This is a genomic window from Streptomyces sp. NBC_00554 (assembly GCF_041431135.1).
In the GTDB taxonomy this organism is placed as follows: Bacteria; Actinomycetota; Actinomycetes; order Streptomycetales; family Streptomycetaceae; genus Streptomyces.
This window is the reverse complement of the sequence record NZ_CP107799.1, coordinates 5147902-5163135: the sequence shown is the minus strand read 5'-3', so window position 1 is coordinate 5163135 and position 15234 is coordinate 5147902. Positions and strand designations below refer to the sequence as shown.

Annotated in this window: 13 protein-coding genes; 8 read left to right on the top strand and 5 right to left on the bottom strand. The window is 70.2% G+C overall.

The features are described 5' to 3' along the window. Nucleotides 1-3: 3 nt before the first annotated feature. From OG266_RS22615 to OG266_RS22595, 5 genes are all read left to right on the top strand, one after another. Nucleotides 4-1971, top strand: coding sequence for a copper resistance CopC/CopD family protein (locus OG266_RS22615; protein WP_371548066.1), 1968 nt, complete (start codon nt 4-6; stop codon nt 1969-1971). A gap of 8 nt (nt 1972-1979) precedes the next feature. Next, on the top strand, nt 1980-3257 hold the full coding sequence (efeB, locus tag OG266_RS22610) for an iron uptake transporter deferrochelatase/peroxidase subunit (protein WP_371548064.1): 1278 nt from the start codon (nt 1980-1982) through the stop codon (nt 3255-3257). A 107-nt stretch (nt 3258-3364) separates the two neighbouring features. After that, nucleotides 3365-4297 carry a prephenate dehydratase gene (pheA, locus tag OG266_RS22605; protein ID WP_266458611.1) on the top strand — a complete coding sequence of 311 codons (933 nt, stop codon included), beginning with the start codon at nt 3365-3367 and terminating at the stop codon, nt 4295-4297. Between the two features lie 634 nt (nt 4298-4931). Continuing rightward, nucleotides 4932-6209 (top strand): serine--tRNA ligase, encoded by a 1278-nt coding sequence (gene serS, locus OG266_RS22600; protein WP_266458608.1) that lies wholly within the window; start codon nt 4932-4934, stop codon nt 6207-6209. Continuing rightward, nucleotides 6206-7057, top strand: a complete 852-nt coding sequence (locus OG266_RS22595; RefSeq protein ID WP_371548062.1) for an HAD family hydrolase — start codon at nt 6206-6208, stop codon at nt 7055-7057. The genes serS and OG266_RS22595 overlap by 4 nt, the downstream gene beginning before the upstream one ends. Nucleotides 7058-7421: 364 nt before the next feature. On the opposite strand, the gene OG266_RS22590 is transcribed toward OG266_RS22595, so the two are convergent. The 5 genes from OG266_RS22590 to OG266_RS22570 form a co-directional block, all read right to left on the bottom strand. Beyond that, complete coding sequence (locus tag OG266_RS22590; protein WP_329546673.1) at nt 7422-7679, bottom strand: hypothetical protein; 258 nt, start codon at nt 7677-7679, stop codon at nt 7422-7424. 103 nt (nt 7680-7782) lie between these two features. After that, a complete protein-coding gene (locus OG266_RS22585; protein ID WP_371548060.1) occupies nt 7783-8502 on the bottom strand; it encodes an ABC transporter permease in 720 nt (239 codons plus the stop codon). Between the two features lie 10 nt (nt 8503-8512). Beyond that, nucleotides 8513-9424, bottom strand: coding sequence for an ABC transporter ATP-binding protein (locus OG266_RS22580; protein WP_326721990.1), 912 nt, complete (start codon nt 9422-9424; stop codon nt 8513-8515). Next, nucleotides 9421-10338, bottom strand: a complete 918-nt coding sequence (locus tag OG266_RS22575) for an ABC transporter permease (RefSeq protein ID WP_266458591.1) — start codon at nt 10336-10338, stop codon at nt 9421-9423. Before OG266_RS22575 ends, OG266_RS22580 begins: the two co-directional genes overlap by 4 nt. After that, nucleotides 10328-11308, bottom strand: coding sequence for an ABC transporter ATP-binding protein (locus OG266_RS22570; protein WP_371552906.1), 981 nt, complete (start codon nt 11306-11308; stop codon nt 10328-10330). The genes OG266_RS22575 and OG266_RS22570 overlap by 11 nt, the downstream gene beginning before the upstream one ends. A gap of 253 nt (nt 11309-11561) precedes the next feature. Between OG266_RS22570 and OG266_RS22565 the strand changes: the two genes are divergently transcribed. Genes OG266_RS22565 through OG266_RS22555 form a run of 3 tightly spaced genes read left to right on the top strand, consistent with a single transcriptional unit; the run spans nt 11562 to nt 15115 of the window. Continuing rightward, nucleotides 11562-12404 carry a M24 family metallopeptidase gene (locus OG266_RS22565; RefSeq protein ID WP_371548058.1) on the top strand — a complete coding sequence of 281 codons (843 nt, stop codon included), beginning with the start codon at nt 11562-11564 and terminating at the stop codon, nt 12402-12404. Beyond that, the gene (locus OG266_RS22560; protein ID WP_371548057.1) at nt 12401-14161 is read left to right on the top strand and encodes an SDR family oxidoreductase; all 1761 of its coding nucleotides are present in this window, start codon (nt 12401-12403) and stop codon (nt 14159-14161) included. The genes OG266_RS22565 and OG266_RS22560 overlap by 4 nt, the downstream gene beginning before the upstream one ends. 48 nt (nt 14162-14209) lie before the next feature. Further along, nucleotides 14210-15115, top strand: coding sequence for a metal-dependent hydrolase (locus tag OG266_RS22555; RefSeq protein ID WP_371548056.1), 906 nt, complete (start codon nt 14210-14212; stop codon nt 15113-15115). Nucleotides 15116-15234: the final 119 nt, after the last annotated feature.

The following is a 15234-nucleotide window of genomic DNA, read 5'->3' as shown; positions in this document are numbered from 1 at the left end:
CCTGTGACGCGGACCATCGCTCCCCGTGGCGCCACACATGGCGTCGCGCGTGTACGGACGCTGCTGTTGCTGTTCCTCGCCGTCGCCGGCGTGCTCCTGGCCGGCGCCGCGCCCGCCTCCGCGCACGCCGCGCTGACCGGGAGCGACCCCATGCAGGGAACGGTGGTCGACAAGGCACCCACTCAGGTCTCGCTGACGTTCTCCGAGCAGGTCGCGCTCTCCGACAACGCCCTCCAGGTCCTCGACCCCAAGGGCCAGCGCGTCGACACCGGCAAGGCGACCAGCACGAGCGGCACCACGTACGCCGTGCAGCTGCACTCGGGGCTGCCCGACGGCACGTTCACGGTCACCTACCAGGTGGTGTCGGCGGACAGCCACCCCGTCTCGGGCGCCTTCACGTTCTCCATCGGCGCACCCTCGCAGACCTCCGTGGCGGTCTCCGGCCAGGCGGCGGGCGGCGGATTCGTCGGTGTGCTCTACGACGCCGGGCGCTACATCTCGTACGCCGGGTTCATCCTCCTCGTCGGCGGCGCGGCCTTCGTGCTCGCCTGCTGGCAGCGGGGCGCCGGGGTCCGCCCGGTGCAGCGCCTGGTGGTCTCCGGGTGGCTCGCGCTGACCGGCGCCACCCTCGCGCTGCTTCTCCTGCGCGGTTCGTACGTCGGCTCCGGCAAGGTCGGTGACATCTTCGACCTGTCGCTGCTCGGGCAGGTGCTGCAGACCAAGGCGGGCGCGGCGCTGGTGTCGCGACTGCTGCTGCTCGCCGCGGGCGCGCTGTTCATCGCGGTGCTCTTCGGGGCGTACGTGAAGCGGGACGAGGCGGCTGCTTCCGAGGCGGAGGCCGCCGATTCAGAAGCAGATGCCGCCGAGGACGCCGCCACCGAGAAGAAGGACCTCACCTTCGGGCTCGCGATCGGCGGGGCCGTCGTCGCGGCGGGCCTGGCCGCGACCTGGGCGATGGCCGAGCACGCCTCGACCGGCATCCAGACGGGCCTGGCGATGCCCGTCGACGTCCTGCACCTGCTGGCGGTCGCCCTCTGGCTCGGCGGGCTCTCGACGCTGCTGGTGGCCCTGTTCCGGGCGCCCGCCGACGCGCAGATCGATGCGTCGGCCGTCCGCCGTTTCTCGCGCGTCGCGTTCAGCAGCGTGATCGCGCTGGTCGCGACCGGGAGCTACCAGGCGTGGCGCCAGGTCGGTTCCTGGTCGGCGCTCACCGACACGGCGTACGGGCAGCTCCTGCTCGTCAAGATCGGCCTGGTGACGGTCCTCGTCGGCATCGCGTGGATCTCGCGACGCTGGACGGGGCAGCTGTCGGAGGTGCCGGCTCCGGAGGCCGTCGCGGCGGCCGTGGTCGAGCAGCGCGCCAAGACGCGGACGAAGGTTGCCGCGGGCTCAGGTGACTCACGGCGGGCGGCCCAGCTCGCCCGGCAGCGGGCCGCCGTGGCCACCGCGCGCGACAAGCGCCTCCGCGACTCCGACCCGCTCCGCTCGGGCCTGCGCCGCTCGGTGCTCGCCGAGGCGGGCGTCGCCGTCGTCCTACTCGCGATCACGACGGTGCTGACCTCCACCGAGCCGGGACGTACGGAAGAGGACGCCAAGGCGGCCACCTCGTCGTCCTCCTCCCAGCAGTCCGGACCGCTGTCGCTGAAGATCCCGTTCGACACGGGTGCCGAGGACGGCGAGGGCACCGTGGAGGTCACCCTCGACCCGGCCCGCGTCGGCGGCAACGAAATGCATGTCTTCGTAGTGCGGCCCAACGGCAAGGCCTTCGACGTCCCCGAGGTGAAGGTCGCCTTCACCCTGGAGGCGAAGGACATCGGCCCGCTGCCCGTGACCCCCGACCGCATCGCCACCGGCCACTGGACGGCGAGCGGGGTGCAGATCCCCCTGGCGGGCGACTGGAAGGTCGAGGTGACCGTGCGGACCTCCGACATCGACCAAGTGACCGTAGACAAGAACGCGAAGATCGGCTGAACCTCACCATGGCTGACCAGTCCACGTCGGAGGCCTCCAGGGAGACCGTTTCCGAGAACACCTCCCCCGGGGAGGGCATTTCGCGGCGGCGGCTGCTGGGCACCGCCGGTGCCACCGGGCTCGTGCTCGGTGCGGCCGGCGGGGCCGCGGGGTATGCCGCCGCCCCCTCCGACAAGGCCGTTCCGCTCAGCTCAGTTGGCGCGGACACGGCGATGTTTCACGGGAAACATCAGGCCGGCATCACCGACGCCCTCCACGCCCGCGGCCATCTCGTCGCCTTCGACCTGACGGCGGGCGCGGGCCGCAAGGAGGCGGCCGCGCTGCTGCGCCGCTGGTCGACGACGGCGCAGCGACTGATGGCGGGCGAGGCCGCCGCTCAGGACGACACGGATGTCGCCCGCGACGCCGGACCCTCCTCCCTGACGGTCACCTTCGGCTTCGGCCACAGCTTCTTCGCCAGTACGGGCCTGGAGAAGCAGCGCCCGGTCGCCCTGGACCCGCTGCCCGACTTCTCCTCCGACCACCTCGACAAGGCCCGCAGCAACGGCGACCTGTGGGTGCAGATCGGCGCGAACGACGCCCTGGTCGCCTTCCACGCCCTGCGCGCGATCCAGAAGGACGCGGGCAGCGCGGCCCACATGCGCTGGCAGATGAACGGCTTCAACCGCTCGCCCGGCGCCACCGCCCAGCCCATGACGGCCCGCAACCTGATGGGCCAGCTCGACGGCACCCGCAATCCGAAGCCGGCCGAGTCCGACTTCGACGAGCGCATCTTCGTGCCCGCCTCCGGCGACCCGGCGTGGATGGCAAACGGCTCGTACGCCGTCGTACGCCGGATCCGCATGCTCCTCGACGACTGGGAGCAGCTCTCGGTGAAGGCCCAGGAGGATGTCATCGGGCGGAAGAAGTCCACCGGGGCGGCGCTCAGCGGCGGCGACGAGACCACCGGGATGAACCTCGACAAGACCGACGCCGACGGCAACCTGGTCGTCCCCATCAACGCGCACGCCCGCATCACCAGGCCCGACCAGAACGGCGGCGCCGCGATGCTGCGCCGGCCGTTCTCCTTCCACGACGGCTTCGACACGGACGGGGTGCCCGACGCGGGCCTGCTCTTCGTCTGCTGGCAGGCCGACCCGGTCCGCGGCTTCGTCCCCGTCCAGCGCAAGCTGGACCGCGGCGACGCGCTGTCCGAGTTCATCCGCCACGAGTCGAGCGGACTGTTCGCGGTGCCGGGCGGGGCGGCGGAGGGGGAGTACGTGGGGCAGCGGTTGCTGGAGGGGTGAGCGGCCCTCTCCGGGGCGGCGGCTTCCACAGGGGTGGACGTCGCTCTCCGGGATGGTTGTTTCCACAGGCGTGAGCCGGGTCCCGCAAGGCCCATTAGGGTGAGGTCATGCCAGCCAGCTACGCGTATCTCGGTCCTCAGGGCACGTTCACCGAAGTCGCCCTGCGGACGCTTCCGGAGGCTGCCACCCGGGAGCTCGTCCCGATGGTGTCGGTTCCCGCCGCGCTCGACGCCGTCCGCAACGGCGAGGCCGAGGCCGCGTTCGTGCCGATCGAGAACTCCGTGGAGGGCGGCATCACCACGACCCTCGACGAGCTGGTCGCTGGCACGCCGCTGATGATCTACCGCGAGGTGCTGCTGTCGATCACCTTCGCGCTGCTGGTCAGGCCCGGCACGAAGCTGTCCGAGATCAAGACGGTGACCGCGCACCCGGCCGCGCAGCCGCAGGTGCGCAACTGGATGAAGGCGAACCTCCCGGACGTGCTGTGGGAGTCCGCAGCGTCGAACGCGGACGGTGCGCGCCTCGTACAGGAGGGCCGCTACGACGCCGCCTTCGCGGGCGAGTTCGCGGCGGGCCCGTACGGCCTGGAGCCGCTGGAGACCGGAATCCACGACGCGGAGAACGCGCAGACGCGGTTCGTGCTGGTGGGACGGCCCGCCCGGCCCGCGGCGCCGACCGGCGCGGACAAGACCTCCGTGGTCCTGTGGCAGCGCGACGACCACCCCGGTGGGCTGCGCGACCTCCTTGGCGAGTTCGCCACGCGCGGCATCAACCTGATGCTGCTGCAGTCCCGGCCGACCGGCGAGGGCATCGGCAACTACTGCTTCTGCATCGACGCCGAGGGCCACATCTCCGACCGTCGGGTGGCCGAGGCGCTGATGGGTCTCAAGCGGATCTGCCTCCAGGTGCGGTTCCTCGGGTCGTACCCGCGCGCGGACGTGAGTGTGGAGGCCGTACGCGCTCCGCTGCGGGGGACGTCGGACGAGGAGTTCGTGGCGGCGGCCGACTGGGTCGCGCGGTGCCACGACGGCCGGTTCTAGCCCGTCGTCGGTCGTCACCAGCCGTCGCGCCGGTCCCACCAGCCCCATCAGTGCCCGCCGCGCCGGTCCTACCTGCTGATTTTCGTCATCCACAAGAGTTATCCACAGGCGCGCTTCTCGACCTGGGGACAAGTCGACAACGAAGTGCTACATCGTCGACAAATCGGCCTGCGGGCCCCTGATTCGTCCACAGGCCCGCACGTCACCCCTCGTCCACTCTTTTCCTTTGGTCAATCCTATGGAGCGAAGCATTTCCGCTCGAATCCACTCGAACGTGGGTGTAGGGATGGTTTGACCCGGGAATTCCTCACCCCGGCCGCGATTTTCGGAATGATCACTTCCGTAGTCCACAGATCATCCACACAGCCTGTGGATAACTTCACGGAGGCATAGGACCCTGTGGACAACACCCCCCTCAAATCCCATGCCCCCCCAGGGAATCCAGTCAACCGGCCAACCGTCACATGCCCCGATTCGGGGAGCATCGCCCTTTTTATTGACACGCATTACTGATCAAGACCCGACCAAGACCCGATCAAGAGATTCAGTCCGGCATTTCGGTCATAACGTGACAGAAGTAACGCCACGGAATATCGAGTCGTTGGCCGGAAGCACGCACCGGTAACCTTGAGGGGTGATTGACCTTCGCCTGCTCCGTGAGGACCCCGACCGTGTTCGCGCCTCCCAGCGCGCCCGTGGAGAGGACGTCGCGCTCGTCGACGCCCTCCTCTCCGCCGACGAGCGGCGCAGGTCGTCCGGCCTCCGCTTCGACGAGCTGCGCTCCGAGCAGAAGGCGCTCGGCAAGCTGATCCCCAGGGCCTCGGGTGACGAGAAGGCCGAGCTGCTGAAGAAGGCCGGTCAGCTGGCCGCCGACGTCAAGACGGCCGACGCCGAGCAGCACGAGGCGGACGAGGAGACCAAGCGGCTCCTGCTCCAGCTCGACAACCTCGTGCACCCCGACGTCCCGGTCGGCGGCGAGGAGGACTTCGTCGTCCTGGAGACGCACGGCACGATCCGTGACTTCGGCGCCGAGGGCTTCGAGCCCAAGGACCACCTGGAGCTCGGCGAGGCGCTGGGCGCGATCGACGTCGAGCGCGGCGCCAAGGTGTCGGGCTCGCGCTTCTACTACCTCACCGGTGTCGGCGCGCTCCTGGAGCTCGCCCTCGTCAACGCGGCGATCGCGCAGGCCACCGAGGCCGGCTTCATCCCGATGCTGACCCCGGCCCTTGTCCGCCCGCGCGCCATGGAGGGCACCGGCTTCCTCGGCCAGGCCGCGGAGAACGTGTACCACCTGGAGAAGGACGACCTCTACCTGGTCGGCACCTCCGAGGTCCCCCTCGCGGCGTACCACATGGACGAGATCATCGACGCCGACAAGCTGCCGCTGCGCTACGCCGGCTTCTCGCCGTGCTTCCGCCGCGAGGCCGGCACGTACGGCAAGGACACCCGCGGCATCTTCCGCGTGCACCAGTTCGACAAGGTCGAGATGTTCTCGTACGTCGCTCCCGAGGACGCCGAGAACGAGCACAAGCGGCTCCTGGACTGGGAGAAGCAGTGGCTGACCGGCCTCGAGCTGCCCTTCCAGGTGATCGACGTCGCCTCGGGCGACCTCGGCGCCTCCGCGACCCGCAAGTTCGACTGCGAGGCGTGGATCCCGACCCAGGGCAAGTACCGCGAGCTGACCTCGGCCTCGAACTGCGACGGCTTCCAGGCGCGCCGCCTGTCCGTGCGGATGCGCGACGGCAAGAAGGTGCAGCCGCTCTCGACGCTGAACGGCACGCTGTGCGCCGTACCGCGCACGATCGTGGCGATCCTGGAGAACCACCAGCTGGCCGACGGATCCGTGCGGGTGCCGGAGGTACTGCGTCCGTACCTGGGCGGCCGTGAGGTCCTGGAGCCGATCTCCAAGTGACTGGCAGCACCACTGGGGCGACGGGGGCGATCGGGTCAACCGGGTCGTTCCCCTACAAGCTCGTCGCGACCGACCTCGACGGAACGCTGCTGCGCTCCGACGAGTCGGTCTCGGAACGTACGCGTGAGGCCCTCGCCGCGGTCACCGCGGCGGGCGCCGCGCACATCGTCGTCACCGGGCGCGCGGTGCCCTGGACCCGGCACATCCTCGACGACCTCGGCTACGAGGGCCTCGCGGTGTGCGGTCAGGGCGCGCAGGTGTACGACGCGGGGGAGCACCGGCTGCTCACCTCGGTGACCCTGGACCGGCAGCTGGCCGGACTGGCGCTCGCCAAGATCGAGGCGGAGGTCGGCCCGCTGCTGCTGGCCGCCAGCCGCGACGGCCTCGACGGCGAGGTGCTGGTCGGGCCCGGTTACCGGAGGCACGACGGCCCGCTCCCGGTCGTACCGATCAAGGACGCGGCGGACCTCTGGTCGGCGCCCCTGAACAAGGTGTACGTGCAGCACGCGACGCTCTCCGACGACGAGCTCGCCGCGGTGGCCCTGGAGGTCGCGGGCGGTCTGGTCGGGGTGACCATGGCGGGCGCCGGGATAGTGGAGCTCCTCCCCCTCGGTCTCTCCAAGGCGACGGGGCTGTCCCTGGCGGCCCGTCGCCTCGGCGTGAAGGCCGCGGACACGATCGCCTTCGGCGACATGCCCAACGACATCCCGATGTTCGCCTGGGCGGCGCACGGCGTGGCGATGGCCAACGCCCATGAGGAACTCAAGGCGGTGGCGGACGAGGTGACGACCTCGAACGAGGAGGACGGCATCGCGGTGGTGCTGGAGAGGTTGCTGTCGCAGCCGTAGGCACCGCGCCGTCCCGCCCGCCCCTTTGCAGGGCGGGCGGGAGAGGAACTTCCCGCCGCGGAGCGGCGGATCGGAATGCCGCCAGATCACAGCGGCAGCGAATGGGTGGGCGGCCCGCGCGAGTGCGCGCTCGAAGCGGCCGCCCCGGGCAGCCCCCCGTGCGGAGCGGGTTCTACGGAGAGGTGGCTACTCCGGAACCCGCCGCGGGCTGCCCTGTCGGGAACTCGACGTCATGCTCCTGATGAACATCGTCGCGCTCCACTCCCAGAACATGGCGCCGACTCGAACCGGCGGCGTTGACATAACTACTGTGCCCGTACGCCGAGTTGGACGCCAACGAATAAAACCGGGCGGAACTCCCTGGCTAGCGGCGGCGCCACCTGCGCCGGCGGCCCTTGCTGAAGAACCAGCCCGCGGGCGGCTCGTCCGAGCGCCAGGGCTGCGGATCGGGTCCCCCGTCGCGCCAGCGGGCGGCGAGCATACGCGCGCGGGCCGACGGCTCGGCCGTCTCGGCGGACCGTATGAAGGCCTCGTCCAGGACGAGGTCGTCCCAGGCGTCGTCGGCCCCGGCTCCGTCCCCGGACTGCTCGCGACCGTCACTCCGTGGTTCCTCGGCTGCCATCCCCGTTCCTCCTGGCCGTGCGTCCCCGTCCGCCCAGTGTGCACAGACAGACGTGAAGCCTCTGTCAAGAAAAGAGGGCTCCACGCGTGCGTGGAGCCCCTTCTCACTCCTCGCCGGCCAGCGTCAGCGACCGCAGCCGCTGTCCGGCGTACCAGGTGGCGAGCACCGTGACCGCGACCAGCAGCACCGTCGCGGTCGTGAGTCCGACCTCCGAGGTGATGAGGTCGCCGCCGGTGACCTTGTGGCCCACGGCGAGCGCCCACTGCTGGACGCTGAGCGTGCGCGCGCCGGACACCAGGGACCCGAAGAGGGCCTCCCAGACGAGCGCGTAGACGAGCCCGAAGACGACCGCGTGCCGGGTGATCGTCCCCAGGAGCAGGAACATCGCGGCGTACGCGATCGAGGCGACGAGGGCGGCCACGGTGTAGGCGACGGCGACCTGCTGGCCGTCGCCATTGAGGATCATGCCCGCGATGAAGGTCGGCACCGCCGAGAACGCCATGGTGACGGCGATCGCGACGATCAGCTTGGTGAAGATGATCGTCGGCCGCTTCAGCGGCTTGGCGAGCAGATACACCACCGAGCCGTCGTCGATCTCGGGCCCGATGGCGCCCGTACCGGCGATGACACCGATGATCGGCACCATCGTGGCGAGCGCGAACCCGCCGAGGACGTCCGCGGCCGTCTGGTCGTCGGCCCCGGCGAGGCCGCGCACCGCGACGGCGATCACGATCAGCAGGACGGGCAGCGCGCCGAGGATGAGGGCCCGGCGACGGCCGAGCAGGGCCCGGTAGGTGAGCCGGGCGACTGTGGGGTCGTACATCTGTGGCCTCCTACGCCGCGACGAGATACGAGAAGACGGATTCGAGGGACTCGTCGGACGGCGAGACCGTGAGCAGCCGGATCCCGTGGTCCTTCGCGACCCGGGGCAGCAGGGCGGTGAACCGGCCGAAGTCGACGGCCTGGATGCGCAACGCACCCTCGGCGAGGTCGACTTCGATGCCCGCGGTCGACGGGTCGGCGATCAGGGCGGCCGCGAGGGCGCGGTCGTCGCTGGAGCGGACGAGGTAGCGGTGCGGGCGGTCGGTCATCAGGCGGCGGATGCGCCGGAAGTCGCCACTCGCGGCGTGCCGCCCTGCGACCACCACCTCGATGTGCGCGGCGAGTTGTTCGACCTCTTCGAGGATGTGGGACGAGAACAGCACCGTGCGGCCCTCGTCGCCCATCCGCCGCAGCAGGTCCATGAGCTGCATGCGCTGGCGCGGGTCCATGCCGTTGAAGGGCTCGTCGAGCAGCAGCAGCGACGGGTCGTGGACGAGGGCGCTCGCCATCTTCACGCGCTGCCGCATGCCCTTGGAGTACGTCGAGATCTTGCGGTCCTGCGCGTACTCCATCTCGACCGTGGCGAGTGCCCGCTGTGCGGCCTTCGCACCGAGTCCGTGCAACTCGGCGTTGGCGACGACGAATTCGCGGCCGGTGAGGAAGTCGTACATCCCCTCGCGCTCGGGGACGATGCCGATCTTCTTGTAGATCTGTTCGTTGCGCCAGGTCGGCTCTCCGTCGAGGGTGACGGTGCCCGTGGAGGGGGCCAGGAAGCCGCCCATCATGTTGATGAGGGTGGACTTCCCGGCGCCGTTCGGGCCGAGCAGGCCGGTGACTCCGGGGCCGACCGTCATCGTGATGTCGTTGACGGCGACCACGTTGCCGAACCAGCGCGAGACGTGGTCGATGGTGAGCGTGGTCACAGTCCGACCTTTCGGTAGCGGCGCATCAGGAGGCCGTAGCAGCCGGCGATGAGGCCCAGGACGACGAGGACGTACACGACGCCCTCTCCGTTGCTCGGGCCGGCCGCGCCGGGGAAGGAGGAGGTCGCGCCGAGGAAGGCGGTCTGTACGCCGTCGATGAGCGTGATGGGTGAGAAGAGGCCGAGCCAGGGGATGCTGCTGGAGCTGGACTGCGCGTCGGCGATGGCCTGGAGCGTGGACACCGCCCCGTAGGAGATGGTCAGCGCGGCGATGACGGCCGCGATGCCGAAGCCGCGGCGCGGGGTGACCGCCGAGATGACCAGGCCGATGCCGGCGAAGAGGAGCGACAGCAGTGCCACGGAGACCAGTCCCTGTGCGAGTCCCTTCGTCTGGTCGGCGAAGTCGAGCTTGGCGAGCAGCGCCCCTACGTAGAGCACGATCAGCGGCGCGGCGGTCAGCGCGAACAGCGCGGAGGCCAGGGCCGCGTACTTGGCGCGTACGTAGTCGGCGGTCTCGATGGGGCGCGAGAAGTACAGCGGTACGGTCTTGAAGCGCAGGTCGCGGGAGACGGACTGGGGTCCCTGGGAAGCGACGTAGAGGCCGATGACGGCCTGCATGATGATCGCGTAGCGCGTGTAGTCGACGGGCAGGTCCTTCGCCTTGGTGGCGACCGCGACCGCCACCATGATCAGCGCGGGGACGCACATCACCACGAAGAGCAGCATGGGCAGGACCTTGGACTTGACCGAGCGGCCGAATCCGTAACTGCCGCGCAGCGACTGCGAGTACAGCGACCGGCGGGCGTACGCGCGGCCCAGGCGCGGGCCGTCGTAGTTGCGGTAGCCGATGTTGTGGATCCGGGTCTGCTCGCCCGGTCGGGCCGTGGGCTGGACCTGGGGCTGCTCAACCGCCATGGCCGACCGCCTCCTTCCGCTGCTCGCGCTCGCCGTTCTGGTCGCTCTCGGTGTGGAACACCTCGGCGATGTGGTGCCTGCGCTGCTCCATGCGGACCAGGCCGAGGCCTAGGTCGGCGACGACGTCGCGGACGAGGTCGTAGGTCTCCTCGCCCTCGGCGGTGAGCAGCAGGATGTGCCCGGCGCCCGGCAGGCCGCTGCCGTCGTGGGTCTCCACCCCGCGCGCGTGGAGCACCTCGCGCACCGCGCGGGTGCCGTCCGGGTGCTCGTCGGTGTCGGTGACCTCGATGGCGAGGGTCGTCGTTTTCTGGGTGAAGTCCGTGGTGGAGCTGGACCGCAGCAGCTTGCCGCCGTCCACGACGACGACGTGGTCGCAGGTGCGCTCCAGCTCGCCCAGGAGGTGCGAGGTGACGAGCACCGAGATGCCGAAGTCGGTGTGGATACGGCGGATGAGGCCGAGCATGTCGTCGCGGCCGACCGGGTCGAGGCCGTTGGTCGGCTCGTCGAGGAAGACCAGCTGCGGGTCGTGGACGAGGGCCTGCGCGAGCTTGACGCGCTGCTTCATGCCCGTGGAGTAGCCGCCGATGGGGCGGTACCGCTCCTCGTACAGGCCGACGTGGCGCAGCGTGTCCGCGGTGCGTTCGCGGGCCGCGGCCGGCGGGAGCCCGGACATGCGCGCCATGTGGACGACGAACTCGGTGGCCGAGACGTCGGGCGGCAGGCAGTCGTGCTCGGGCATGTACCCGACCCGCTCGCGGATGGCGGCACCTTCGGTGGCCACGTCGAGGCCCAGCACTTGCGCGCGGCCCTCGGTGGCGGGGGACAGACCCAGCAGGATCTTGATCAATGTGGACTTGCCGGCTCCGTTGGCTCCGACGAGTCCGGTCACACCGGGTCCGACGTCCACGGAGAGCCGGTCAAGAGCGGTCACCCTGGGGAACCGCTTGCTCAGGCTTTCGGTCGCGATCACAGTCACGTTTCGAAGGTAGTGGCGCACGCCACAGTGGGTCGTCAGACCTGGGAGCTGTATCGGCGTCCCTCTTCAGGTGTAGGGGCTCCGTAAGGGTCCCCCCTTAGGTCGAACAACCGGCGATGGGTTATGCACATCAGCCCGGCTGTCCACAGGGGTCGCGCAGGCCTATTGACGCAGCCTCCAACCATTGTCACATTCATCAGTGTCAAGTTACGGGCACGTACGGCGATCGTGGTGGACGGACGGTGGCATGAGCAGTGCAGCGACAAGTGAACTCTCCGCGGAGCTGCGGGGATTCCGGGAAGTGCAGCGTCTCGCCTACGAGTGCGCGGAGGCGGTCGCGGCGCAGCTGAAGCCGGGTGTGACCGAGCGCGAGGCGGCGCGCATGCAGCGTGCGTGGCTGCGCGAGCGCGGGGTGCGGGACTGGTTCCATCTGCCCTTCGCCTGGTTCGGGGACCGCACGGCGTTCGTCAACTTCCGTATCCCGCTGCAGTTCTTCCCCACCAACCGCCGTCTGAAGGCGGGGATGCCGTTCATCCTCGACATGGCCCCGGTCTACAAGGGCTTTACGGCGGACATCGGTTACTCGGGCTCCCTGGGGCTGAACCCCGTGCAGGACAAGCTGATGGCCGACCTGGAGGCGCACCGCGAGCTGATCCTGCGCGAGGTGCGCGAGCGCCGCCCGCTGCGCGAGATCTACGAGGACGTGGACCGGCTGATGGTCCGCCAGGGCTATGCGAATCGACACCGCGCGTATCCGTTCGGAGTGATCGCCCACAAGGTCGACCGGGTGAAGGAACGCCCCTGGTCACCGCACCTGTTCGGGTTCGGCACCCAGTCCCTGAAGGGGCTGGCGGGCGACGCGCTGCGCGGGCACCGCGAGGGCTGGTCCCCGCTGTGGTCGCCGTACAGGTTCTCCGACCATCCGCCCCGGCCGGGGCTGTGGGCGGTCGAACCGCACCTCGGATTCCGGGGTACGGGCGCGAAGTTCGAGGAGATCCTCGTCGTCACCGACTCCAAGGACCCTGAGGCGAGCGCGTTCTGGCTGGACGACGATCTGCCGCACGTGCGGCGCTGGGCGGAGGACAAGTGAGTCTCACGGGGGCGCGCGAGCGCCGGGTGCGGACGGGCGGAGTCGAGCTGTGCGTCGCCGAGCTGGGCGATCCCGAGCGGCCCACGGTGGTGCTCGTGCACGGCTATCCGGACTCCAAGGAGGTGTGGGCCGAGGTCGCCGGGCGGCTCTCCGAGCGCTTTCACGTCGTGCTGTACGACGTCCGCGGGCACGGCAGGTCCTCGGCGCCGCGGCCGCTGCGGGGCGGGTTCACGCTGGAGAAGCTGACGGACGACTTCCTGGCCGTCGTGGACGCCGTCAGCCCCGACAGGCCCGTACACCTGGTGGGGCACGACTGGGGTTCGGTGCAGTCGTGGGAGTTCGTCACCGTCGCGCGCACCGAGGGCCGCATCGCGTCCTTCACCTCGATGTCCGGGCCCTCACTCGACCACTTCGGGCACTGGATCAAGCAGCGCGTGAAGCGGCCCACTCCGCGCAGGGTCGGCCAGCTCCTCGGCCAGGGCGCCAAGTCCTGGTACGTGTACCTGCTGCACACGCCGGTGCTGCCCGAGCTGGCCTGGCGCGGCCCCCTCGGCAAGCTGTGGCCGAAGATCCTGCAGCGCGTCGAGAAGGTCCCCTCGGACGGCTACCCGACCCCGTCGCTGCCCTCGGACGCGGCGCACGGAGCCTGGCTGTACCGGGACAACGTACGGGCGCGGCTGAGCAGGCCGCGCACTGACGCGTACGCACACGCGCCCGTGCAGCTCGTCACGCCCCTGGGGGACGCGTTCCTCTCCGAGCACCTGTACGACGAGCTGGAGCAGTGGGCCCCGGGTCTTGTGCGCCGTACGCTCCCGGCCAAGCACTGGGTTCCGCGCACCCGGCCCGATCAACTGGCGGCCTGGATCACCGAGTTCGTGCATGCCAACGAGGACGGGGTTCCCGTGGGCGACACCATGGCGACCGGCAAGTACGCGGACCGGTTCGGCGGGCAGCTCGTGCTGGTCACCGGCGCGGGCAGTGGCATCGGGCGGGCCACCGCCTTCGCGTTCGCGGAGGCCGGCGCGCGCGTGGTGGCCGTCGACCGTGACGCGGAGGGCGCGGCCCGCACCGCGGAGATGTCCCGGCTGATCGGCTCCCCCGAAGCCTGGGCCGAAACCGTCGACGTCTCCGACGAGCAGGCCATGGAGAAACTCGCCGAGAAGGTCGCCACCGAGTACGGCGTCGTGGACGTGCTGGTGAACAACGCCGGGATCGGGCTCTCGGGATCCTTCTTCGACACGACTCCGGAGGACTGGAAGAAGGTCCTCGACGTCAACCTGTGGGGCGTGATCCACGGCTGCCGGCTCTTCGGGAAGCAGATGGCCGAGCGCGGGCAGGGCGGCCACATCGTCAACACCGCCTCGGCGGCGGCGTACCAGCCCTCGAAGGCGCTGCCCGCCTACAGCACGTCCAAGGCGGCCGTGCTGATGCTCAGCGAGTGCCTGCGCGCGGAACTCGCGGGGCAGGGCATCGGTGTCTCGGCGATCTGCCCCGGCTTCGTCAACACCAACATCACCTCGACCGCGCACTTCGCCGGCGTGGACGCGGGCGAGGAGAAGCGGCGCCAGAAGAAGTCGGCGCGGCTGTACGGGCTGCGCAACTACCCGCCGGAGAAGGTGGCCGACGCGATCCTGCGCGCCGTCGTCCGCAACCAGGCGGTCGTGCCCGTCACCCCGGAGGCACGCGGCGCCCACCTCATGTCCCGCTTCACACCGAGGATGTTGCGCGCGATCGCACGAGTGGAGCCACCGCTGTGAGCGCACGATTGGAGCCATCGCTGTGAGCGCACGATTGGAGCCAGCCCTGTGAGCGAGCAGCACGCCATCACCCCGAGGCGGGTCTCCTTCGACTGGGAGAGGACCCCGCTCCACTGGATCCCGGAGGAGCCGACCGCCACCCACGTCATCAACGTGCTGCATCTGCTGCTGCCCGCGGGGGAGCGGTGGTTCGTGAAGGTCTTCAAGGAGGCACTCGCGCTCGTCGACGACGACCCCGAACTCTTCAGGGACGTCAAGGGGTTCATGGGCCAGGAGGCGACGCACAGCGTGCAGCACGCGTACGTCCTCGATCATCTGGCGGCGCAGCGGCTCGACACCGCGGACTTCACGAAGTACGTCGACTTCCTCTTCGAGAAACTGCTGGGCGAGCAACCGCCCCTGGGCGCGCCGATACCGCCCCAGGAGTGGCTGCGCTTCCGGCTGTCGGTGATCGCGGCGATCGAGCAGTTCACGGCGGTCCTTGGCGACTGGATCCTGTCGGCCGAGGGTCTGGATCTCGCCGACGCCGACGAGGTCATGCTCGACCTGTTGCGCTGGCACGGCGCGGAGGAGGTCGAACACCGCGCGGTCGCCTTCGACATGTACCAGCACTGCGGCGGCGAGGGCCTGCCCCGGTATGCGCGCCGGGTCGCCGGCATGGCGGTCACCGCGCCCGTCCTGCTCTACCTGTGGGCATGGGGCGCCGCCTATCTCATACGCCACGACCCCGAGCTCGCCGGACGCCTGCGTTATTCGCTCGCCGCCCACAACAGAGCCGTACGCAAGGGGCTGTTGCCCTCCTGGAAGGCGCTCGGCGCGGCGGTACCCCGCTATCTGCGGCGGTCCTACCATCCGTCGCAGGAGGGCTCGCTGCGCAGAGCGGTGGAGTATCTGGCGCAGTCTCCAGCGGCGCGTTCGGCGGCGGGGGCGATCGGGCGGGCGGCCATCGCTTAGCGAGGCGGGGAGGGCGGGATCGTGAACGAGGAGTCGGTGGACGGGGCGGGAGGGGCGGTGGGTGTCGGTCCGGCAGGTGTTGGTCCGGCGGTCCCTCTCCGTGCGGAGGCCCGTGTCGG

What these genes read in the sequence shown, in the direction of transcription:
- efeB (WP_371548064.1), top strand. Translation starts at nt 1,980, where the DNA reads ATGGCTGACCAGTCCACGTCGGAGGCCTCCAGGGAGACCGTTTCCGAG.
- pheA (WP_266458611.1), top strand. Translation starts at nt 3,365, where the DNA reads ATGCCAGCCAGCTACGCGTATCTCGGTCCTCAGGGCACGTTCACCGAA.
- OG266_RS22590 (WP_329546673.1), bottom strand. Translation starts at nt 7,679, where the DNA reads ATGGCAGCCGAGGAACCACGGAGTGACGGTCGCGAGCAGTCCGGGGAC.
- OG266_RS22585 (WP_371548060.1), bottom strand. Translation starts at nt 8,502, where the DNA reads ATGTACGACCCCACAGTCGCCCGGCTCACCTACCGGGCCCTGCTCGGC.
- OG266_RS22575 (WP_266458591.1), bottom strand. Translation starts at nt 10,338, where the DNA reads ATGGCGGTTGAGCAGCCCCAGGTCCAGCCCACGGCCCGACCGGGCGAG.
- OG266_RS22565 (WP_371548058.1), top strand. Translation starts at nt 11,562, where the DNA reads ATGAGCAGTGCAGCGACAAGTGAACTCTCCGCGGAGCTGCGGGGATTC.